Annotated in this window: 20 protein-coding genes; 7 read left to right on the plus strand and 13 right to left on the minus strand. The window is 53.9% G+C overall.

What is annotated here, in order from left to right; genetic code table 11:
* Positions 1–67: 67 nt before the first annotated feature.
* The 3 genes from dxs to xseB are packed head-to-tail and all read right to left on the minus strand — an operon-like array spanning position 68 to position 3094.
* Complete coding sequence (dxs, locus tag ABU178_RS05635) at positions 68–1933, minus strand: 1-deoxy-D-xylulose-5-phosphate synthase (protein WP_397212822.1); 1866 nt, start codon at positions 1931–1933, stop codon at positions 68–70.
* 19 nt (positions 1934–1952) lie between these two features.
* Positions 1953–2852, minus strand: a complete 900-nt coding sequence (gene ispA, locus ABU178_RS05640; RefSeq protein ID WP_397212824.1) for a (2E,6E)-farnesyl diphosphate synthase — start codon at positions 2850–2852, stop codon at positions 1953–1955.
* Entirely contained in the window at positions 2852–3094 is a 243-nt protein-coding gene (xseB, locus tag ABU178_RS05645) for an exodeoxyribonuclease VII small subunit (RefSeq protein WP_397215700.1), read from the minus strand. The genes ispA and xseB overlap by 1 nt, the downstream gene beginning before the upstream one ends.
* A 234-nt stretch (positions 3095–3328) precedes the next feature.
* On the opposite strand from xseB, the gene thiI reads away from it, so the two are divergent.
* The gene (thiI, locus tag ABU178_RS05650) at positions 3329–4777 is read left to right on the plus strand and encodes a tRNA uracil 4-sulfurtransferase ThiI (RefSeq protein WP_397212826.1); all 1449 of its coding nucleotides are present in this window, start codon (positions 3329–3331) and stop codon (positions 4775–4777) included.
* Positions 4778–4950: 173 nt separating this feature from the next.
* Here thiI and yajL read toward each other — a convergent pair whose 3' ends face one another.
* On the minus strand, positions 4951–5547 hold the full coding sequence (gene yajL / locus ABU178_RS05655) for a protein deglycase YajL (RefSeq protein ID WP_397212828.1): 597 nt from the start codon (positions 5545–5547) through the stop codon (positions 4951–4953).
* Positions 5501–6421: a 2-dehydropantoate 2-reductase gene (gene panE, locus ABU178_RS05660; protein WP_397212830.1), complete on the minus strand. Its 921-nt coding sequence runs from the start codon at positions 6419–6421 to the stop codon at positions 5501–5503. The genes yajL and panE overlap by 47 nt, the downstream gene beginning before the upstream one ends.
* Before the next feature lie 126 nt (positions 6422–6547).
* On the opposite strand from panE, the gene ABU178_RS05665 reads away from it, so the two are divergent.
* Positions 6548–7039: a YajQ family cyclic di-GMP-binding protein gene (locus ABU178_RS05665; protein WP_397212832.1), complete on the plus strand. Its 492-nt coding sequence runs from the start codon at positions 6548–6550 to the stop codon at positions 7037–7039.
* A 39-nt stretch (positions 7040–7078) separates the two neighbouring features.
* Here the strand turns inward: ABU178_RS05665 and ABU178_RS05670 are convergent, their stop codons facing one another.
* The 8 genes from ABU178_RS05670 to ABU178_RS05705 form a co-directional block, all read right to left on the minus strand.
* Entirely contained in the window at positions 7079–8443 is a 1365-nt protein-coding gene (locus tag ABU178_RS05670; RefSeq protein WP_397212834.1) for an MFS transporter, read from the minus strand.
* A gap of 130 nt (positions 8444–8573) precedes the next feature.
* Positions 8574–9461, minus strand: coding sequence for a heme o synthase (gene cyoE, locus ABU178_RS05675; protein WP_397212836.1), 888 nt, complete (start codon positions 9459–9461; stop codon positions 8574–8576).
* 23 nt (positions 9462–9484) lie between these two features.
* A complete protein-coding gene (locus ABU178_RS05680) occupies positions 9485–9811 on the minus strand; it encodes a cytochrome o ubiquinol oxidase subunit IV (RefSeq protein WP_397212838.1) in 327 nt (108 codons plus the stop codon).
* Positions 9811–10428 carry a cytochrome o ubiquinol oxidase subunit III gene (locus ABU178_RS05685; protein ID WP_397212840.1) on the minus strand — a complete coding sequence of 206 codons (618 nt, stop codon included), beginning with the start codon at positions 10426–10428 and terminating at the stop codon, positions 9811–9813. Before ABU178_RS05685 ends, ABU178_RS05680 begins: the two co-directional genes overlap by 1 nt.
* Entirely contained in the window at positions 10428–12410 is a 1983-nt protein-coding gene (gene cyoB, locus ABU178_RS05690) for a cytochrome o ubiquinol oxidase subunit I (RefSeq protein ID WP_397212842.1), read from the minus strand. Before cyoB ends, ABU178_RS05685 begins: the two co-directional genes overlap by 1 nt.
* A gap of 4 nt (positions 12411–12414) precedes the next feature.
* On the minus strand, positions 12415–13341 hold the full coding sequence (gene cyoA, locus ABU178_RS05695; protein WP_397212844.1) for a cytochrome o ubiquinol oxidase subunit II: 927 nt from the start codon (positions 13339–13341) through the stop codon (positions 12415–12417).
* 450 nt (positions 13342–13791) lie between these two features.
* Positions 13792–15264 carry a muropeptide MFS transporter AmpG gene (gene ampG / locus ABU178_RS05700; protein WP_397212846.1) on the minus strand — a complete coding sequence of 491 codons (1473 nt, stop codon included), beginning with the start codon at positions 15262–15264 and terminating at the stop codon, positions 13792–13794.
* A gap of 50 nt (positions 15265–15314) precedes the next feature.
* Positions 15315–15893, minus strand: a complete 579-nt coding sequence (locus ABU178_RS05705) for a lipoprotein (protein ID WP_397212848.1) — start codon at positions 15891–15893, stop codon at positions 15315–15317.
* Positions 15894–16009: 116 nt separating this feature from the next.
* On the opposite strand from ABU178_RS05705, the gene ABU178_RS05710 reads away from it, so the two are divergent.
* From ABU178_RS05710 to clpX, 5 genes are all read left to right on the plus strand, one after another.
* Complete coding sequence (locus tag ABU178_RS05710) at positions 16010–16135, plus strand: hypothetical protein (protein WP_397212850.1); 126 nt, start codon at positions 16010–16012, stop codon at positions 16133–16135.
* 39 nt (positions 16136–16174) lie between these two features.
* On the plus strand, positions 16175–16489 hold the full coding sequence (gene bolA, locus ABU178_RS05715) for a transcriptional regulator BolA (RefSeq protein WP_397215702.1): 315 nt from the start codon (positions 16175–16177) through the stop codon (positions 16487–16489).
* A gap of 295 nt (positions 16490–16784) precedes the next feature.
* A complete protein-coding gene (gene tig, locus ABU178_RS05720; RefSeq protein WP_397212852.1) occupies positions 16785–18089 on the plus strand; it encodes a trigger factor in 1305 nt (434 codons plus the stop codon).
* Between the two features lie 336 nt (positions 18090–18425).
* On the plus strand, positions 18426–19049 hold the full coding sequence (gene clpP / locus ABU178_RS05725; protein ID WP_397212855.1) for an ATP-dependent Clp endopeptidase proteolytic subunit ClpP: 624 nt from the start codon (positions 18426–18428) through the stop codon (positions 19047–19049).
* Positions 19050–19178: 129 nt separating this feature from the next.
* Complete coding sequence (gene clpX, locus ABU178_RS05730; protein WP_397212857.1) at positions 19179–20450, plus strand: ATP-dependent protease ATP-binding subunit ClpX; 1272 nt, start codon at positions 19179–19181, stop codon at positions 20448–20450.
* Positions 20451–20578: the final 128 nt, after the last annotated feature.

Genomic DNA, 20578 nt, shown 5'->3' on the forward strand with positions numbered 1-20578 from the left:
TTTTATGTGAAAAAATCGACCCGCTAATCATAGCAGGTCATGCTCCCCGGACGGGGAGCAAGAAAGGTTACTGCGCCAGCCAGTCGGCGATCTGCTGCTGAATACCTTCAGCATCCAGCTGATAATCGTGACGGATCTCATCCTGCGTGCCTTGCGGAATGAACTCATCCGGCAGCCCCAGGTTGAGTACCGGCACCCGCATACGCTTCGCCATCACCAGCTCATTGACGCCGCTGCCCGCGCCGCCTTTGATCGCGCCTTCTTCCAGGGTGATCAGGGCTTCATGGCTGGCCGCCAGCTCAAGGATCAGGGCATCATCCAGCGGCTTAACGAAACGCATATCCACCAGCGTGGCATTCAACGCTTCCGCCACGGCGCTCGCTTCCGGCAGCAGGGTGCCGAAGTTCAGGAGCGCCAGCTTCTCGCCTTCACGCTTCATCACGCCTTTGCCGAGCGGCAAACTTTGCAGCGGCTCCAGCGTAGCGCCGGTGCCGGTGCCGCGCGGATAACGCACCGCACTGGGGCCGTCCTGATAGTGATAGCCGGTGTAGAGCATCTGGCGACATTCGTTCTCATCGCTGGGGGTCATGATAACCATCTCCGGCACGCAGCGCAGATAAGCGAGGTCAAAAGCGCCCTGATGGGTCTGGCCGTCTGCGCCCACAATGCCGCCGCGATCGATAGCAAACAGCACCGGCAGTTTCTGGATCGCCACGTCGTGAATAAGCTGATCGTATGCGCGCTGCAAGAAAGTGGAGTAGATGGCCACAACCGGCTTGTATCCGCCAATCGCCATGCCCGCCGCAAAGGTAACCGCATGCTGCTCGGCAATCGCCACGTCAAAATATTGCGCCGGATATTCGCGCGAGAAGCGCACCATGCCTGATCCTTCGCGCATCGCGGGCGTTACCGCCATCAGGCTGGGGTCGTCCGCCGCCATCTCGCACAGCCAGTTGCCGAAAATCTTTGAATAGCTGGGTAAGCCTTCGGCGCTTTTCGGCAGGGCGCCGCTGGCGGGATCGAATTTGGGCACGGCGTGCCAGGCGATAGGATCCTGTTCTGCCGGGGCGTAGCCTTTGCCCTTTTTGGTCATAATGTGCAGGAACTGCGGACCTTTCAGATCGCGCATATTTTTCAGCGTATGCACCAGCGTCAGCACATCGTGACCATCTACCGGCCCGATATAGTTGAAGCCCAGCTCTTCGAACAGCGTGCCCGGCACTACCATGCCTTTCAGATGCTCTTCGGTGCGCCTGACCAGCTCTTTGATCGGCGGCAGGCCGGTAAGGACGCGCTTGCCGCCCTCGCGCAGACGCGCATAGGTTTTGCCGGAGAGAATCTGGGCCAGACGATTATTGAGCGCGCCGACGTTTTCGGAAATCGACATTTCATTGTCGTTAAGGATTACCAGCAGATCGGGCTTGATATCACCGGCATGGTTCATCGCTTCAAACGCCATACCGGCGGTGATCGCGCCGTCGCCGATAATACAGGCGGTGCGGCGGCCTTTGCCTTCCCGATCGGCGGCAACCGCCATGCCGAGACCGGCGCTGATCGAGGTGGAGGAGTGACCCACGCTCAGCACGTCATATTCGCTCTCGCCGCGCCACGGAAAAGGGTGCAGGCCGTTTTTCTGGCGAATAGTGCCGATTTTATCGCGACGTCCCGTCAGGATTTTATGCGGGTAAGCCTGATGTCCGACATCCCAGACCAGATGATCAAAAGGGGTGTTGTAAACATAATGCAGCGCTACCGTGAGTTCCACCACGCCCAGACCCGAGGCGAAATGGCCGCTGGAACGGCTGACGCTGTCCAGCAAATACTGGCGCAGCTCATCACAGAGCGCGGGCAGCTTCTCTTTTGGCAGTAAACGTAATTCCTGTACCGTGCTTGCCAGCGCCAGTGTCGGGTATTTTGCAATATCAAAACTCATCGGAGACTCGTTGTGGAAGTTATTTGTCGCGTTCAATTATGAAGCTTGCCAGCGCCTGTAGTGCGGTAGTATCGAATGATTGCGCAGCAAGAATTTCCAGCGCGCCCAGCGCTTCCTGATAGAGATCCAGGGCTTTACTGCGGGCGTTGTCCAGTCCCATTAATGCCGGATAGGTGCTTTTACCTAAATCCTGATCGGCGCCCTGACGCTTGCCGGTGATTGCCGTGTCGCCCACCACATCCAGAATGTCATCCTGAACCTGAAAAGCGAGGCCGATGGCATTGGCATAGATATCCAGCGTCGGCAGCGCGTCGCGTCCGCGGGAACCTGCCGCCAGCGCGCCCATACGTACCGCTGCGCGAATCAGCGCGCCGGTTTTATGACGATGAATCTGTTCCAGCCGCGCCAGATCAACCTTTTTGCCTTCAGCCGCCAGATCGAGCGCCTGGCCGCCGCACATGCCAGCCACGCCGCTGGCTTGCGCCAGTTCGGAGATCATCAACAGACGAAACTCGCTGCTTACGCCCGGCATCGGCTCATCGGCAAGGATGGAAAAGGCGAGAGTTTGCAGCGCATCGCCGGCTAAAATAGCGGTATCTTCGCCAAATTTAATATGACATGTCGGCTGTCCGCGACGTAACGCATCATCGTCCATCGCAGGCAAATCGTCGTGAATCAGGGAGTACGCGTGAATACATTCCACCGCTGCGGCGGGCGCGTCCAGGCTGGCCGGATCGGCTCTCAGCATTTCGCCGGTGGCATAAACCAGAAAAGGGCGCAGGCGTTTACCACCCAATAATGCCCCATACTGCATGGCGTTCACCAGAGGAGAACTCTGAAAAGGCAGTGGATCTAATAAGCGCGTCAGCGACTGATTAACGCGATCGTGACAGTCGCTGAGTAATTTAGCGAAATCCATTAGCTATTTTCCGGCGTAAAAGCGGTCAGATCGGCATCTTTATCGTCGCTGAGAAGGATACGCACGCGTTGCTCAGCCTGCTGCAGCGTCTGTTGGCCGGTACGGGCCAGTTGTACACCGCGCTCAAATTCATTCAGCGCCTCTTCCAGCGGAAGCTCGCCGCTTTCCAGGCGACTGACAATCTGTTCCAGCTGCTGCAATGAAGTTTCAAAACTCACAGGCTGTTCGGCTTTTTTCGGCATAATCAGTGTCGACTCACAGGTTGGGACATCATCTTGCAAAGGCTCATGGTAGCCGACGCGAATTAATTAGCAAAATAATGAATGTGACTGCTGTAGCAGAAGCAGTCAACGGACAAAGGTGGTATACTTGCGCGCCTCGGATGCGGTCGGTCCAGCTAAGCCCGCAATTATGTGATTTTAGCAGCTAAGTGCTTTTGTTTTTAGCACTTATTTGCCCAACGAACCTGTGTCGCCATGAAGTTTATCATTAAATTATTTCCTGAAATCACCATCAAAAGCCAGTCGGTGCGGCTGCGTTTTATTAAAATTCTGACGGGAAATATTCGAAATATCCTCAAAGAGTTAAATGACGAGTTGGCTGTAGTGCGTCACTGGGATCACATCGAAGTGCGGGCAAAGAATGAGAGCCTGCGCGCGGTGATTGTTGATGAGCTGACGCGTATTCCCGGCATTCATCATGTGTTGGCGGTGGAAGATCGTCCCTATACCGACCTGCATAATATTTTTGAACAGACGCTGGAGCTTAACCGCGAGCGGCTGGAAGGCAAAACTTTCTCTGTGCGTGTAAAGCGCCGCGGCACGCACGCTTTCAGTTCTCAGGATGTTGAGCGCTACGTCGGCGGCGGGCTGAACCAGCATATCCCGACGGCGAAAGTTAAGCTTAACCATCCGGAGGTGACCGTTAACCTGGAGATCGAAAACGATCGCCTGTTGCTGGTCACCGGCCGTTTTGAAGGTCTCGGCGGCTTCCCGATCGGTACGCAGGAAGATGTGCTGTCGCTGATCTCCGGCGGTTTCGATTCGGGCGTCTCCAGCTATATGCTGATGCGTCGCGGCTGCCGCGTTCACTACTGTTTCTTTAACCTCGGCGGCGCGGCGCATGAAATCGGCGTGCGTCAGGTTGCGCATTATCTCTGGAGCCGCTTTGGCCGCTCTCATCGCGTGCGTTTCGTGGCGATTAATTTCGAACCTGTAGTGGGCGAAATCCTTGAAAAAGTGGACGACGGTCAGATGGGGGTGGTGCTGAAACGCATGATGGTGCGCGCCGCTTCCATGGTGGCGGAGCGTTACGGCGTACAGGCGCTGGTTACCGGCGAGGCGCTGGGCCAGGTCTCCAGCCAGACGCTCACTAACCTGCGTCTGATCGATAATGCCAGCGACACGCTGATACTGCGCCCGCTGATCTCCCATGATAAAGAGCACATTATCAAGGTAGCGCGCGAGATCGGCACCGAAGACTTTGCCCGCACCATGCCGGAATATTGCGGCGTGATTTCAAAAAGCCCGACGGTGAAGGCAGTGAAATCAAAAATCGAAGCGGAAGAGCAGAACTTCGACTTCAGCATTCTGGAAAACGTGGTGCAGGAAGCCAGCAATCTCGATATCCGCGAAATTGCGCAGCAGGCGGAGCAGGAGGTGGTAGAAGTGGAAACCGTTGCCTCACTGGGTGAAAACGAGATGCTGCTGGATATCCGATCTATCGACGAGCAGGATGACAAGCCGCTGGCGATGCCGGGCGTTGAGGTGAAATCGCTGCCGTTTTACAAGCTCAGCAGCCAGTTTGGCGATCTGGACCAGAGTAAAACCTGGCTGCTTTATTGCGATCGCGGCGTGATGAGCCGTTTGCAGGCGCTTTATCTGCATGAGCAGGGATTTACCAACGTTAAAGTCTACCGCCCCTGATGATCGATCCACGCTGGCTTGTTGGCCATTCTGGCCGCGGGCTGTGCTCGCATTCCTCACGTACTTGAGTACGCTCCGGATGCTGCGCGCAGGCCGCAACCAGACTGGCTGCACCGCCGACGCGTGGTGCATCAAACATTAATAAAAGACAGGTCGCTTTTGCGGCCTTTTTGCTATTGCTGATAGTCGTAAATGCCTGCCGCAATCACCAACTGCGACGCCACCTCGCGCGCTTTCTCTTTGCCCACCAGCAAATCGATCAGCTTCAGGGCAAAATCGATGGCGGTGCCGGGCCCCTGGCTGGTGAGCAGATTCACGCGCGGATCCCAAACCACCCGTCTTTCCATCCATTGACCGTCGGGGATGGTCTCTTTCAGGCCGGGAAAACCGGTCATATTGCCGACGGGAAAAAGATCGTGCGGCACCAGTACCGTACCGGCAGCGGCGCAGATAGCGGCGACGATGCGCCCGGAGAGATGAAACTGACGCACGGTTTCCACCAGCAGCGGATTATCGCGAAAGGTTTCCGCGCCTTTTAGCCCGCCGGGCAGCACAATCGCGGCAAAATTGTTATCGGCAACTTCGACCAGCGGCGCGTCCACCAGCAGACGCACGCCGCGCGAGCAGATAATTTCCCGCGTGCCGCTGCTCTCTACGCTGGCCGTAGTGACCAGCAGGCCAGCGCGCACCAGCAGATCGATCGTTGTGACCGCCTCGGTCTCTTCACTGCCATGAGCCAGGCAAACCAGCACCGATGCGTTCGCGCTCATAATGGGACTCCTTGCGTTTTATCAATTCGTATAAACGGGTATTAGCCGGTACGGCAATGCCGTGCGCACGGGCGCGACGCAGCAGATAACCGGTAATGTAATCAATTTCAGTGCGTCGCTGCGCCATCACATCCTGCTGCATGGATGAGATATTGGCGGCGGTGGATTCAATCACATTAAGCACATTGTCCATCAGGCCGTCACAGGTGGTGTGCATTCCCTCACGCTCCATCACCCAGGCGATCTCGGCGCATAACTCACCGATCTCTGGCGTGTGCGTCCGGAGTTCGCCATTTTGACATTCGTATTCCACGGTCATGGGATTGATCACGCAGTTCACCGCCAGCTTTTGCCAGCAGGCAGCGGCGATATTGTCGTGCCAGGCGACGTCGGGCAGCGCCTGATGCAGCACATCAGCCAGCTCGCTGAAAGTCGCGCCTTCGGGGTTAGCCGGACCAATATGGGTGATGCCATGCGCCACATGTCTGATAACCGTGGCATCACGCGTCGCCGCGTGGGTGGTGACGCCGCGTAGCAGCGGCTGCGTCAGGCTTTTCAGCTCTTCCAGCGTACCCATGCCGTTGTGCAGCAACAGCACCGGGCACTGTTCCGGCAGTATGCTCTGCAGATTTTTTATCGCCGGTGAAACCTGCCACGCCTTTAGCGTGACCAGTAAAAGCTGACTTTCACCCAGAAACAGCGGATCGTTGGCGATAAAGGTATCGTTACTGACGTGACCTTCGGTATCGATAACATTCACCGAACAGTAAGGTTGGGGAACGCGTAACCAGCCCTGTACTTCATGCCCCTGGCGTGCAAGGGCAGCGAGCCAAATCTGGCCTAAAGCGCCGCTACCTAACACGGTAATTTTCATTCTGCCTCCCGTTGGCGGCTTGCTTCTCAGAAGTTCAGGTAAGTATAGCTTTCTGCGATGCGTGATTTTATTTAGTGGCGCAAGACGCGTATTATGCATGTCACTTTAGCGTCAGGAGAAGAAAAGATGCCATCTTTCGATATCGTTTCCGAAGTCGACATGCAGGAAGTGCGCAACGCGGTAGAGAATGCCAACCGTGAGCTTTCTACCCGTTTCGATTTCCGCAACGTTAGCGCCAGCTTTGAGCTGAATGAGAAAAACGAAACCATCAAAATCACCAGCGAATCCGATTTCCAGGTCAAACAGCTGGTGGAGATTTTGCGTGAGAAAATGTTGAAGCGCGGCATAGAAGGCGCCGCGCTGGAGGTTCCGGAAGAGATTATCCATAGCGGTAAAAGCTGGAGCCAGGATGCCAAAATGAAAAAAGGCATCGAAACCGAGGTGGCGAAAAAGATCGTCAAGCTGATCAAAGACAGCAAGCTGAAGGTGCAGACGCAAATTCAGGGCGAATCACTGCGCGTCACCGGTAAATCTCGCGACGACCTGCAGGGCGCAATGGCGCTGGTGCGGGGCGGGAATCTGGGGCAGCCGTTCCAGTTTAAAAACTTCCGCGACTGATTATTTGCGAAAGGGCCGTCTCCGGCCCTTTTTTGTCCCTTATGCCGCAGCGATCAACGCTTCCAGCTCCAGGCGACTGGTCACCTTGCTGTCGATTTTTACGTAAGCGCTCTTTTCTTCCGGCACGATAAACACCATTGTGACGCCCGGCTGCGCTTTCAGCCTCTGCTCCAGATTCGGCACACCCAGTGCGGCCTCACTTAGCACCAGACGCAGGCTGCTGACATAAGGCGGCTCCTGCATGGTAGTGCTGACCAACAGCCAGATCACCGCGACAATCGCGCCCACCAGAAACACGGTTTGCGCATCAAAATGGCCAAACACCCAGCCGCCCAGGCTACCGCCAATAGCGACGCCAAGAAACTGACTGGTGGAGTAGATGCCCATCGCAGTGCCTTTATAACCGGCGGGCGACTCTTTGCTGACCAGCGAAGGCAAAATCGCTTCCATCAGGTTGAAGGCGAAAAAGAAAAGCTGTACGCCGACGACCAACGTCCAGAAATGGTTGCCTGCTCCCCACAGCACAATTTCCGCGACGAGAATCAGGCTTACGCAGCTGACGAACACCCGTTTCATACGACGCTTCACTTCTGCATAAATAATAAAGGGGATCACGCCGGCGAAAGCGATAAGCATGGTAATCAGATAAACCTTCCAGTGATCGGCAGCCGGAAAACCTGCCTGTTCAAACTGGCCGGGTAGGGCGACGAAGCTGGACATCAACAAGATATGCAGGCAAAGAATGCCGAGATTTAACTTCAGCAGCCTGGGATTCGCCAGCACCAGACGAATACTGCCTTTCACCATGCCCGATTCCCGGTTCAGTACATGATGCGGCGCAGAAGGCACCACCAGCAGCGTAATAATGATACCGAGCGAGGCGAGCAGTGCGATCATCCAAAACAGCGCGTGCAAACCCAGGGCATGGGTCACGACCGGGCCGACGACCATCGCAATGGCAAAGGTAATGCCGAAGCTGATGCCGATAAACGCCATCGCCTTGGTGCGGTTCTGCTCGCGGGTTAAGTCGGAGAGGAGTGCCATCACGGCGGCGGCAATCGCGCCGGAACCTTGTAATGCGCGGCCAAGAATGATGCCCCAGATCGATTCCGTACCGGCAGCAACTACGCTGCCTAACACAAATACCAGCAGGCCGCCGACAATCAGCGGCTTACGGCCAATGCGATCGGAAAGCAGGCCGAAGGGAATCTGAAAAATTGCCTGCATCAGACCGTAAATACCGATAGCCAGACCAATCAGGGATTCGCTTGCCCCTTGTAATGCCATGCCGTACGTGGTTAACACCGGCAGGACCATAAACATTCCCAGCATGCGCAGAGAAAAAACCGTGCCAAGACCCCAGGTGGCACGCAGCTCCACCGACGTCATTTTATTATCGTTCATTACAACCTCTGTTAGTTTGCTGCGGTTATTCTAAGGAGCAGGGCAGGGTGGGTAAAATAATACTTTTTAAGTAGTGGTAACAAAAAGAAAGGGCGCGATAATCGCGCCCTTACAGGATATGCGGTGCTGATTACCAGACGTAGGTCAGCAGGTCTTTCGACGCCGGGGCCATAAAGTCCACTGACATCATGACGCTCAGTGCAGTGATAGCGACAATAGAGAAGACGAACAGTTTACGCGCCCAAACGCGATCGTTTGAGGTTTTGTAACCTGACAACGCCATTCCCAGCCACCAGACGCTTACTGCCGCCGCAACCACCAGATATTTGTAGCCAGCGTAACCGCTCAGCGTCAGCATCAGCGTGGCAATCATAAACGCCAGAATGTAGAGCGTAATATGATTTTTCGCTACGGAAATGCCTTTCACTACCGGCAGAACCGGGATATTCGCTGCCTGATAATCTTTAAAGCGGAAGATAGCAATCGCATAGGAATGCGGCATCTGCCACAGGCTAAAGATCGCCAGCAAAATCAGCGCGCCAGCATCAAACTCGTTGGTCACCGCGCAGTAGCCAATCACCGGCGGCGCAGCGCCAGACAGACTGCCTATCAGCGTACCGTAGACTGAATTACGCTTCATATAGAGGCTGTAAATGCCGACGTATACGACGAAGCCCATCACCGCCAGCCACATGGCCAGCGGGTTAGCTCCGAAATACAGCAACGCAAAGCCAGCAATACCCAATAAGGTGGCATAAACCAGGCTTACTTTCGGAGAGATGAGGCCTTTGACCAGCACTCGATTCCTGGTTCTCTCCATTTTTCTGTCGATGTCACGGTCAATCACGTTGTTGAAAACACAACCTGATGCCACGACCAGTGAAACACCGACCAGAGAGGCGAGAAACAGGGCGTAATCAATGCTGCCTTTAGACGCCAGCAGAAATCCGCCAATGACAGAAATTAAATTCCCGAAAATAATTCCTGGTTTTGTTACTTGCAGGTATTGCTTAATCATCAGTGCGACTCTTTAGTGGACTGTCACGACATCATGTTGTAGTTGAGGTTCCACATGATCCACAGCGAACCCACCACAACAATCAGGATAATGATTGCCGCAAAGACAATCGCCACCAGGTTCCAGCCGCCCTCAGTTTTGGTGTCGAGATGCAGGAAGTAAATCAGGTGAACGATAACCTGAATCACTGCACAGACAACAACCACACCCAGAAGGGTGCTGTGAGAGGCGCCGCCATCCATTACCATCCAGAACGGAATACCGGTCAGGATGATAGAGAGGATGAAGCCGATCATGTAAGACTTCACGCTGCTATGCGGGACAACATGTTCGTTGGCTGAATGACTCATTACATGACTCCCATCAGATAGACAACGGTAAATACACAAATCCATACCACGTCAAGGAAGTGCCAGAACAGGCTCAGGCACAGGATACGGGTACGGATAGCGGAAGTCAGACCACGTTTGGAGATCTGGAACATCATTACCAGCATCCAGATCAGACCAGAAGTCACGTGCAGACCGTGCGTGCCGACCAGGGTAAAGAACCCTGACAGGAAGCCGCTGCGATCCGGACCAAATCCTTCGGTGATCAGATGGTGGAATTCATAGATTTCCATCCCGATAAAGCCAAGGCCGAACAGGAAGGTCAACGCCAGCCAGCTGTTAACGCCGCCTTTGTTGTCATTGTTCATCGCGATGACAGCCATACCGTAGGTGATAGAGCTCAGCAGCAGCAGAGCGGTCTCACCCATAACGAACGGCAGTTCGAAGATATCTTTCCCTGCCGGGCCACCGGCAGTGCTGTTCACCATGACTGCATAGGTCGCAAACAGGGTTGCGAAGATAATGCAGTCACTCATCAGATAGATCCAAAAGCCAAAGATCTTATTGGCTGATGCATCGTGATGCCCATGCTCCGCATGGGCGTCGTGGTGGTGCTTAATCAGAGTTTCAGTTGACATTATTTCAGACCTGCTTTGCTGATATCGTCAAAGTGCTGCTTCTCGATCTGCTCGATTTCTTTAACCGGTACGTAGTAATCCACGTCTTCGTCAAAGCTCTTCGCAATCCAGGTCACAATCATGCCCAGGAAGGTCAGACCGGCCAGCCACCAGATATGCCAGATCATGGCGAAACCGAATACCGTAGCGAATGCCGCGATAATCAGAGCAGCGCCGCTGTTTTTCGGCATATGAATTTCTTCATATTTCGCTGGCTGCACATACGCTTCGCCTTTCTCTTTCATTTCCCAGAAAGCGTCACGCTCATGCACATGCGGAACTGTCGCAAAGTTGTAGAACGCCGGCGGTGAAGAGGTAGACCACTCCAGCGTACGGCCACCCCACGGGTCACCGGTGAGATCGCGGTTCTGCTCACGGTCACGGATAGAAACCCAGAACATGATCAGCTGGCAGAGGATACCGCAGGCAATCAGCGCCGCGCCCACAGCAGCCACAACCAGCAGCGCGTGGAAACGTGGATCGATATCCTGGCTCAGACGACGAGTCATACCCATAAAGCCCAGCGCATACAGCGGCATAAAGGCAACGAAGAAGCCGATGATCCAGAACCAGAAGGCGCGTTTGCCCCATTTCTCGTTCAGGGTGAAGCCCATCGCTTTCGGGAACCAGTAGGTCACGCCCGCCATACAACCGAATACCACACCGCCGATAATCACGTTATGGAAGTGAGCAATCAGGAACAGGCTGTTATGCAGCACGAAGTCTGCACCCGGTACTGCCAGCAGAACGCCGGTCATACCACCGATAGAGAAGGTGACCAGGAAGCCCACGGTCCACAGCATGGCAGAGTGCATCTGAATGCGGCCCTGATACATTGTGAACAGCCAGTTAAAGATTTTCACCCCGGTCGGAATCGCGATGATCATCGTCATGATACCGAAGAAGGCGTTAACGTTCGCGCCTGCGCCCATGGTGAAGAAGTGGTGCAGCCAAACGATAAACGACAGAACGGTAATGGCGATGGTCGCCCACACCAGCGAGGTGTAACCAAACAGACGTTTTTTCGAGAAGGTGGCAGTAACTTCAGCAAAGACACCAAACACCGGCAGAACGAGGATGTACACTTCCGGGTGACCCCAGACCCAGATCAGGTTGACGTACATCATCATGTTACCGCCCATATCATTGGTAAAGAAATGGAAGCCGAGGTAACGATCAAGCGTCAACAGCGCCAGGGTCACGGTCAAAACCGGGAACGCAGCGATGATCAGGACGTTGGTACAGAGTGCAGTCCAGGTAAAGACTGGCATTTTGAACAGGTCCATGCCCGGTGCGCGCATCTTCAGAATGGTCACGAAGAAGTTAACACCCGTCAGCGTGGTACCGATACCGGAGAGCTGCAATGCCCAAATCCAGTAGTCAACCCCAACGCCAGGACTGTATTGCGCGCCCGAGAGCGGCGGATAGGCCAGCCAGCCGGTCTGCGCAAACTCACCCACACCCAGAGACAGGTTGACCAGGATCACGCCGATAGCGGTGAACCAGAAGCTCAGGTTGTTCAGGAAGGGGAAAGCCACATCGCGCGCGCCAATCTGCAGCGGAACCGCGATGTTCATCAGACCTACCACAAACGGCATCGCCACGAAGAAGATCATAATTACGCCGTGGGCGGTAAAGATCTGGTCGTAGTGGTGCGGCGGCAGAAAGCCCGCTTCGCCGGCGGAAGCCAGCATCTGCTGGGCACGCATCATGATCGCATCGGCAAAGCCACGCAGCAGCATGACGAAGGCCATGATGATATACATGATACCCAGTTTTTTGTGGTCGACGGAGGTAAACCATTCTGACCACAGATATTGCCACTTACCAAAGTAAGTAATCGCAGCAACAAGCGCCAGACCACCTAAAATGATGGCGGCGATCGTAACCACGATAATCGGCTCGTGATACGGCACTGCATCCAGTGTTAATTTTCCGAACATCGTATTATTCCTCGGCTCCCGCGGAAGCGGTGTGACTCATGTCCATACCTTCATGCTCTGGCATGTCCATTTTCCCGTGGCTCATCTTGAACTTATCAACAACTTGTTTGAACAGAACAGGATTCGCTGTGGAGAAATATTCCACCGGATGGTTTTCGCTTGGCGCAGCCAGCTTTTCGAAATCATCCATGGTGCCCAGCGCGTTAGGTGCCGTTTTCACTTTGGCAACCCACTGCTGGAATTCCGCATCGTCTTTGGTAGCAATGGCGTTGAACTTCATGCCAGAGAAGCCGCGACCGCTGAAGTTAGACGAGATACCTTTAAAGGTGCCCGGCTCGTTGGCGATCAGGTGCAGTTCGGTCTGCATACCGGCCATCGCATAGATCTGGCTACCCAGGGTCGGGATAAAGAAGGAGTTCATTACGGAGTTAGAGGTGATCTTGAAGCTTACCGGCGTGTTGGCCGGGAAAGCGATCTCGTTCACAGTGGCAATGCCTTGCTCCGGATAAATGAACAGCCATTTCCAGTCCAGTGCGACTACGTCAATCTCAACCGGCTTGACGTCAGAAGCGAGCGGTTTGCTCGGTTCCAGCGCATGGGTTGATTTCCAGGTCAATACGCTAAGAAAAACGATAATCAGGATCGGAATGGTCCAGACCACCGCTTCAACTTTGTTCGAATGTGACCAGTTAGGGCTGTACTTAGCATTCGTGTTCGATGCCCGATATTTCCAGGCAAACAACACTGCCATCAGGATTGCGGGAATAACGACGATCAACATCAGCCCGAAGGCTGTCAGTATCAGCGAACGTTGCTCCATAGCAACCTGTCCTTTGGGACTTAACAATGCACTATCGCAGCCGCTGAGTAATAAAGCGCCTGCAGTTAATGACAAAATCCCCAAACTTTTATTGTATTTCCTGAGTCTCATTTAACGACCTCAATGACAAAGGGCTCTATTGTCGTTTAAGTGTGGCGGCATTTTACGGGAAGGTTTATGCAGTGTAAACCAGCTTAAGGATATGTCAGGCGGGTGTTCACACCTTTTGCAAAGGGTGTCACAGATGTTGCGCCGGGTATCAAAATATTAACGCTGACAAGTAGTTGGCGTTGATATAACAAAAAACAATGGATATATCCGTAGAAAAATCAGGGAAAGTATAACCTTCGATTTTAATGACCAAATCTTTAACAAATCTGTATCATTTGAGTGATGACTTTTCTACAAAATAATTGCTCACCGGTTTTTAATATTCATCATGTAATGTTAATTGCATGTGTCTTTTCTGCTGAAAAATAACACGCGATGATAAAAAAACGTTTTAAGCTGATTTCCGGGGGTGTTAATTGCAAAAGCGCCCGGAAAAATGTAATCCCTTGTTTAACGCTCCCTGCGCAGTGCCAGATAATCCAGGCATACACCACAAATCACGCCCGTTAAGGCGATTGCCATGCCAATCTCAAACAATTGCGGCAAAATTATAACCGGTTGCCACAGCGCTGTCGCTTGCATTGCGAGCAAAAGAAGACAAAAAGCGAGCAAAACCGCGCCAGCCAAAAAGAGTCGCAACGCCCAACGATAGCCCTCTCTCCAGGCCGTTCGCGCTGAAAACGTGCCGGACTGCTGCATACGATTGAGGGTGCTGCGGCAAACCCCGAGCAGAAACAGGCCAGGCAGCGCCGCCAGTACGGTAAAAGCATAAAAGGTAGGCCAGCCCCACAGCTCGACAAGCCAGCCGGCGGCGGGACCGACATAGACTCTGCCTACGGCGGAAAGGGCGGAGAGCAAGGCGAACTGCGTGGCGGAGAAGGATTTATTGCACAGTGTCATCAGCAAAGCGACGAACGCCGCGGTGCCCATGCCGCCGCACAGGTTTTCAACAAACACGGCGCTGGCCATGCTCCACAGATGTTTGTCGGTGACGGCCAGCAGCCAGTAACCAAAATTTGAGACGGCCTGTAAGATGCCGAACAGCATCAACGCGCGAAACAGACTCAGGCGCTGCATCAGCACGCCGCCATAAAGCGCGCCGATAATAGTGGCAAGCAGACCGAGGGTTTTATTCACCAGCCCGACGTCGCCGGCGTCAAACCCTACGCCACGAATAAGGAAGGTGGTGGTAAGCGAGGCGGCGAAGGCGTCGCCCAGTTTATACAGCACAATCAGGGTGATCAGCAGCCAGGCGTTGTTACGCTGAAAGAAATCCTGCAGCGGCTTCGCCACCGCATCGCGCAACGAGTGCGGCGCATTCATGCTGCTTTCCGGCTCTTTCGCCAGCAGGGTGGCAATCAGCCCTGGCACCATCATCGCCGCCATCAGCCAGTAAGTTGCCTGCCAGCCAAGAAAGCGAGCGGCCAGCCACAGCGCCAGCCCGCCAGAAATCAGCATCGCCAGTCGGTAGCCCAGCACGGTAATCGCTGCGCCGCTACCGCGCTCTTCCGGCGGCAATATGTCGGTTTTCCAGGCGTCAAAGACGATATCCTGCGAGGCGGAGCAGAAGGCGACCAGCACGGCCAGCGCGGCCAGCAGAGTTAAATCCCGTCCCGGCTGCATAAAGCCCATCGCCACGATGCCGCCAATCAGCGCCAGCTGGGTCACGATCAGCCAGCCGCGACGTCGGCCCAGAAAGGGCGGCGTGTAGCGGTCCATCATCGGCGACCAGAGGAATTTAAAGACGTAGGCCTGGCCCACAAGCGAAAAGAAGCCGATGGTTTTCAGATCGACATTTTCCACCGTCATCCAGGCCTGCAACGTTCCTGAGGTTAACGCCAGCGGCAGGCCCGAGGCGAAGCCGAGCAGCAGTAAAACCACGGCGTTACGTTGAGTAAAAATGCGAAGGTAGTGACGACTCATACTCACCTTACGGATACGCCCGGCAACGTTGCCGGGCGAAAAGCGCGAAATTAGCGGGCGTTTTGCTTGATAAAGTCGTGAATGCTGGTGTCCTGAGCCATATCGGCGATCACGTCACTCAGCGTGGAGTTCACAGCAGTTTTAATCTTATCGTTGCTGGCGCTGAAAGCACCTTCGACGCTATAGGTCTGACGGTAGTTTTTCACCTGCTTGTTGCCGTTTTTGGCAGTAGCAATGATAGAGATATCCGCTTTCGTGGTGATGCTGTAGCGCACGTTGCCTTGCGTCACATCGGCATAAAGATTATTCACCACGATTTGCAGATCTACTGCGCCATTCGGCCCAATCATATAACCGCGCGCGGTCATCTGTTTTTCCAGCACTTCCTGCAGCAGAAAGCGCAGATCGCGGGACGGAGTCAGGGTGACCAGCTGACCATCACGGTTCACCTTCGCCAGCGCTTGATCGGTGCGCTGATCGGCGCCGTTAATGCTCAGGGTCACGCCTGTCAGGCTGGGATCCTGCTGCGGCAGTTCAATGTTAGGTTCTACGTTGAGTGTATTGCTGTTGCTGGCACAGCCGGCCAAAATAAAAGCAGCCAGCAGCGGGATAAACACTTTTTTGAACATACTTATTTCTCGTTAGCATAGTGGGTTGGCTTGCAAAACTGCGGCCATCATAGCATTGAGCGCGGGTGAAGAAAGCCCTGTGAAGCGGGATTTTGATTGCAAAGGATTTTTTCGGAATGCGTGAGGTCAGCCTGGTTGACCCGGCAGGTTTGCAGGTTATGATGCGCAATCACAGGGAAAGGGCAGGTTATTTTTTTTCATTCTTCCCTGCGGAAACGGTAAAAAAACCTACTAATATTTAAACAGATGGGGCACATCGCTTGCCGTTGAGGAGTATAATGATGATTCGCGAACAAATAGAAGAAAAGCTGCGTAAGGCGTTCGAACCGGCACATCTGGAAGTGCATGACGAAAGCTATCGTCATAATGTCCCGGCAGGCTCAGAAAGCCATTTTAAAGTGGTGATCGTCAGTGACAGTTTTTGCGGTCAACGCTTTCTGGCGCGTCACCGCGCCATCTATGGCGAGCTGACTGAAGAGCTGGCGGGCAGCGTTCATGCGCTGGCGCTGCATACTTATACCTTAAAAGAGTGGGAAGGCCTGCAAGATACGGTTTTGGCTTCACCTCATTGTCGCGGCGCCGGTACGCTGGCCTGACAAACTCTCTCCCTGAAACGGCCAGTCGGCCGTTTTTTCATTTCTTTTGCTCTCAAACGGGATCTCCGGCGCAAAAAAGCAGCAAAACCGTTAAAAAGTGGTGAGTTTGCATCCTCGACTCATTCCGGCGATGTCGCTATAATGCGGCGTCTATTTTTCCGGAATGTCTTCGGGACGCTTCTGGTAACAGGGATCAGGTTCTCTTCACAGAAGCCGTCCCGGTTGTTAGATACGGCGCATGTCACAATGTGTGTGTCTGAAGTTGACCGAGCACGTGATTTTTTGAGGTAACAAGATGCAAGTTTCAGTTGAAACCACTCAGGGCCTTGGCCGTCGCGTTACGATTACTGTCGCTGCTGACAGCATCGAGAGCGCTGTGAAAAAAGAGCTGCTGGATGTGGCTAAGAAAGTCCGTATCGATGGTTTCCGTAAAGGCAAAGTGCCGATGCACATCGTGTCACAGCGCTATGGTGCTTCTGTTCGTCAGGACGTGTTAGGCGATCTGATGCAGCGCAACTTTGTTGACGCCATCATCAAAGAGAAAATCAATCCGGCTGGCGCGCCGAACTATGTGCCGGGCGAGTACAAGCAGGGTGAAGACTTCACCTATGCGGTAGAATTTGAAGTTTACCCGGAAGTTGAGCTGAAAGGTCTGGACGCAATCGAAGTTGAAAAACCGGTTGTGGAAGTCACTGATGCTGACGTTGACACCATGCTGGAGACGCTGCGTAAGCAGCAGGCGAGCTGGAAAGAGAGCGACGCGGCGGCAGAAGCGGAAGATCGCGCTACTATCGATTTCAACGGCTCTGTTGACGGCGAAGAGTTTGAAGGCGGCAAAGCCTCTGACTTCGTGCTGGCGATGGGTCAGGGCCGCATGATCCCGGGCTTCGAAGAGGGCATCGTGGGTCACAAAGCGGGTGAAACCTTCACCATCGACGTGAAATTCCCGGACGACTATCACGCGGAAAACCTGAAAGGGAAAGACGCGAAGTTCGAGATCGTGCTGAAGAAAGTCGAAACGCGCGAACTGCCGGAGCTGACTGAAGAGTTTATCCAGCGTTTCGGCGTGGAAGAGGGTTCCGTTGCCGGTCTGCGTGCTGAAGTGCGTAAAAACATGGAGCGCGAGCTGAAAGGCGCGGTGCGCAACCGCGTTAAAACTCAGGCGATCGATGGCCTTGTGAAAGCGAATGACATCGATGTGCCGTCTGCGCTGATCGACGGCGAAATCGACGTGCTGCGTCGCCAGGCTGCTCAGCGTTTTGGCGGCAACGAAAAACAGGCGCTGGAACTGCCGCGCGAACTGTTTGAAGAGCAGGCGAAACGCCGTGTGGTTGTTGGCTTGCTGCTGGGCGAAGTGATTCGCACCCACGAGCTGAAAGCGGACGAAGACCGTGTAAAAGCGCTGATCGAAGAGATGGCGTCTGCTTACGAAGATCCGCAGGAAGTGATCGAGTTCTACAGCAAGAACAACGAGCTGATGAACAACATGCGCAACGTCGCGCTGGAAGAGCAAGCGGTTGAAGCCGTACTGGAAAAAGCGAAAGTGACTGAGAAAGCCACTGATTTCCAGGAACTGATGAACCAGACCGCAACGGCCTGATCCTTCAGTTAATTGTGCTTTTAAGCCCGCTGCTGCGAAGTAGCGGGCTTTTTTGTTTTTACCGGCGCTCACAGGCAAGTTTTACCGCTTATTTGGTTAATTAACCGGCAAATTATTCGCTAAGCTATTTTTCCGGGTTAGCGATTAAAGAAAAGATTGTTATGCTTGAAACAACTGGGCAGCATCCCCAGATGAAGGGAGAATGCGTAAAAACAGTTAAGCTGGCTGATTAACCGTCCTGAAGGTGTCGGAGACGAGGCAGAGCATAGTTTTCCCGGCTCGCCTCACGTAGAATCGGTACAGAATGTTGCCAATGAAATTTATCAGGAGACGGTAATGTCATACAGTGGCGATCGTGAATATACTGCACCGCACATGGCGCTGGTGCCAATGGTGGTCGAACAAACCTCGCGCGGCGAGCGCTCTTACGACATCTATTCCCGCCTGCTTAAAGAGCGTGTCATCTTTATGACCGGCCAGGTTGAAGACCATATGGCTAACCTGATCGTCGCACAGATGCTGTTTCTGGAAGCTGAGAATCCTGAGAAAGATATTTATCTTTATATCAACTCTCCGGGCGGCGTCATTACGGCAGGTATGTCGATCTATGACACGATGAAGTTTATCAAGCCGGACGTCAGCACCATTTGTATGGGGCAAGCCTGTTCCATGGGCGCTTTCCTGCTGACGGCGGGCACCAAAGGCAAACGTTTCTGCCTGCCTAACTCCCGGGTGATGATTCACCAGCCGCTGGGCGGCTATCAGGGGCAGGCGACAGACATCGAAATTCATGCGCGCGAGATTCTGAAAGTGAAACAGCGCATGAATGAGCTGATGGCTGAGCATACCGGCAAATCGCTGGAACAAATTGAGCGCGATACCGAGCGAGATCGTTTCCTCTCAGCCAGTGAAGCGGTAGAGTATGGATTAGTCGATTCCATCCTGACGCATCGCGAATAAGACTCATCTGCCTGGCTCCTTACGCTATAGTTAACGGGAGACGGGCAGGTAAGTTGAATGAATATCGGCCGTGCATGCATGGCCTGCGCTGTACTCCGGTATGGCCAGAGAACAAGAAGAGGTTAACTGATGACAGATAAGCGCAAAGACGGTTCAGGTAAGTTGCTGTACTGCTCTTTTTGCGGCAAGAGCCAGCATGAAGTGCGTAAGCTGATTGCCGGGCCGTCAGTGTATATCTGCGATGAGTGTGTCGATCTGTGTAACGACATCATTCGCGAAGAGATTAAAGAAGTTGCTCCGCACCGCGAACGCAGCGCGTTGCCGACGCCGCATGAAATCCGCCATCACCTCGATGATTATGTTATCGGCCAGGAAAAGGCGAAAAAAGTGCTGGCGGTGGCGGTGTACAACCACTACAAACGTCTGCGCAACGGCGACACCAGCAACGGTATCGAACTGGGCAAAAGTAACATTCTGCTGATTGGTCCGACCGGTAGCGGTAAAACCCTGCTGGCGGAAACGCTGGCGCGCCTGCTGGATGTGCCTTTTACCATGGCGGATGCCACAACGTTGACCGAAGCGGGTTACGTGGGCGAAGACGTGGAAAATATCATCCAGAAGCTGCTGCAGAAATGCGACTATGACGTGCAAAAAGCGCAGCGCGGCATTGTCTACATCGATGAGATCGACAAGATTTCGCGTAAGTCAGACAATCCGTCCATCACGCGCGACGTGTCGGGCGAGGGCGTACAGCAGGCGTTGCTGAAGCTAATCGAAGGCACGGTTGCTGCCGTTCCGCCTCAGGGTGGCCGTAAGCATCCGCAGCAGGAATTTTTGCAGGTTGATACCTCAAAAATTCTGTTTATCTGCGGCGGCGCGTTTGCCGGCCTGGATAAAGTGATTTCTCAACGTGTTGAAACCGGTTCAGGCATTGGTTTTGGCGCCACCGTGAAAGGCAAATCGCAGAAAGCCACTGAAGGCGAACTGCTTTCACAGGTCGAACCGGAAGATTTGATTAAATTCGGTCTGATCCCTGAGTTCATTGGTCGTCTGCCGGTTGTCGCGACGCTGAATGAGCTGAGCGAAGAGGCGCTGATTCAGATTCTGCGCGAGCCGAAAAACGCCCTGACCAAGCAGTACCAGGCGCTGTTTAATCTGGAAGGCGTGGAGCTGGAGTTCCGTGACGAAGCCCTGACGGCGATCGCGAAAAAAGCGATGTCGCGTAAAACCGGTGCCCGTGGTCTGCGTTCCATCGTGGAAGGCGCGCTGCTGGAAACCATGTACGATCTGCCTTCAATGGATGACGTTGAAAAGGTCGTGATTGACGAGTCAGTGATCGAGGGTCAGTCCGACCCGATGCTGATTTACGGCAAGCATGAAGCCCAGGCCTCTGGTGAATAAGTAAACAAATCAACCGCGTTGTTATCTTAAAAAAGGGGAAAAATCTTTCCCCTTCTGTTTTTCTCACACCTGCGACATTGAATGTCGGACGATCATCCCCATATACTCAAGTACCTGTGGGCTTAACT

Origin of the sequence: Pantoea osteomyelitidis (assembly GCF_044342975.1) — a bacterium.
Taxonomy (GTDB): Bacteria; Pseudomonadota; Gammaproteobacteria; order Enterobacterales; family Enterobacteriaceae; genus Pantoea; species Pantoea osteomyelitidis.

Coding starts and splice junctions, on each gene's coding strand:
- ABU178_RS05685 (WP_397212840.1), bottom strand. CDS start 10,428: ATGTCAACTGAAACTCTGATTAAGCACCACCACGACGCCCATGCGGAG.
- ABU178_RS05710 (WP_397212850.1), top strand. CDS start 16,010: ATGCGTGAGGTCAGCCTGGTTGACCCGGCAGGTTTGCAGGTTATGATG.
- panE (WP_397212830.1), bottom strand. CDS start 6,421: ATGAAAATTACCGTGTTAGGTAGCGGCGCTTTAGGCCAGATTTGGCTC.
- bolA (WP_397215702.1), top strand. CDS start 16,175: ATGATTCGCGAACAAATAGAAGAAAAGCTGCGTAAGGCGTTCGAACCG.
- tig (WP_397212852.1), top strand. CDS start 16,785: ATGCAAGTTTCAGTTGAAACCACTCAGGGCCTTGGCCGTCGCGTTACG.
- cyoB (WP_397212842.1), bottom strand. CDS start 12,410: ATGTTCGGAAAATTAACACTGGATGCAGTGCCGTATCACGAGCCGATT.
- ABU178_RS05680 (WP_397212838.1), bottom strand. CDS start 9,811: ATGAGTCATTCAGCCAACGAACATGTTGTCCCGCATAGCAGCGTGAAG.
- ABU178_RS05705 (WP_397212848.1), bottom strand. CDS start 15,893: ATGTTCAAAAAAGTGTTTATCCCGCTGCTGGCTGCTTTTATTTTGGCC.
- thiI (WP_397212826.1), top strand. CDS start 3,329: ATGAAGTTTATCATTAAATTATTTCCTGAAATCACCATCAAAAGCCAG.
- cyoE (WP_397212836.1), bottom strand. CDS start 9,461: ATGATTAAGCAATACCTGCAAGTAACAAAACCAGGAATTATTTTCGGG.
- ABU178_RS05670 (WP_397212834.1), bottom strand. CDS start 8,443: ATGAACGATAATAAAATGACGTCGGTGGAGCTGCGTGCCACCTGGGGT.
- clpX (WP_397212857.1), top strand. CDS start 19,179: ATGACAGATAAGCGCAAAGACGGTTCAGGTAAGTTGCTGTACTGCTCT.
- dxs (WP_397212822.1), bottom strand. CDS start 1,933: ATGAGTTTTGATATTGCAAAATACCCGACACTGGCGCTGGCAAGCACG.
- xseB (WP_397215700.1), bottom strand. CDS start 3,094: ATGCCGAAAAAAGCCGAACAGCCTGTGAGTTTTGAAACTTCATTGCAG.
- cyoA (WP_397212844.1), bottom strand. CDS start 13,341: ATGAGACTCAGGAAATACAATAAAAGTTTGGGGATTTTGTCATTAACT.
- clpP (WP_397212855.1), top strand. CDS start 18,426: ATGTCATACAGTGGCGATCGTGAATATACTGCACCGCACATGGCGCTG.
- ampG (WP_397212846.1), bottom strand. CDS start 15,264: ATGAGTCGTCACTACCTTCGCATTTTTACTCAACGTAACGCCGTGGTT.
- yajL (WP_397212828.1), bottom strand. CDS start 5,547: ATGAGCGCGAACGCATCGGTGCTGGTTTGCCTGGCTCATGGCAGTGAA.
- ispA (WP_397212824.1), bottom strand. CDS start 2,852: ATGGATTTCGCTAAATTACTCAGCGACTGTCACGATCGCGTTAATCAG.
- ABU178_RS05665 (WP_397212832.1), top strand. CDS start 6,548: ATGCCATCTTTCGATATCGTTTCCGAAGTCGACATGCAGGAAGTGCGC.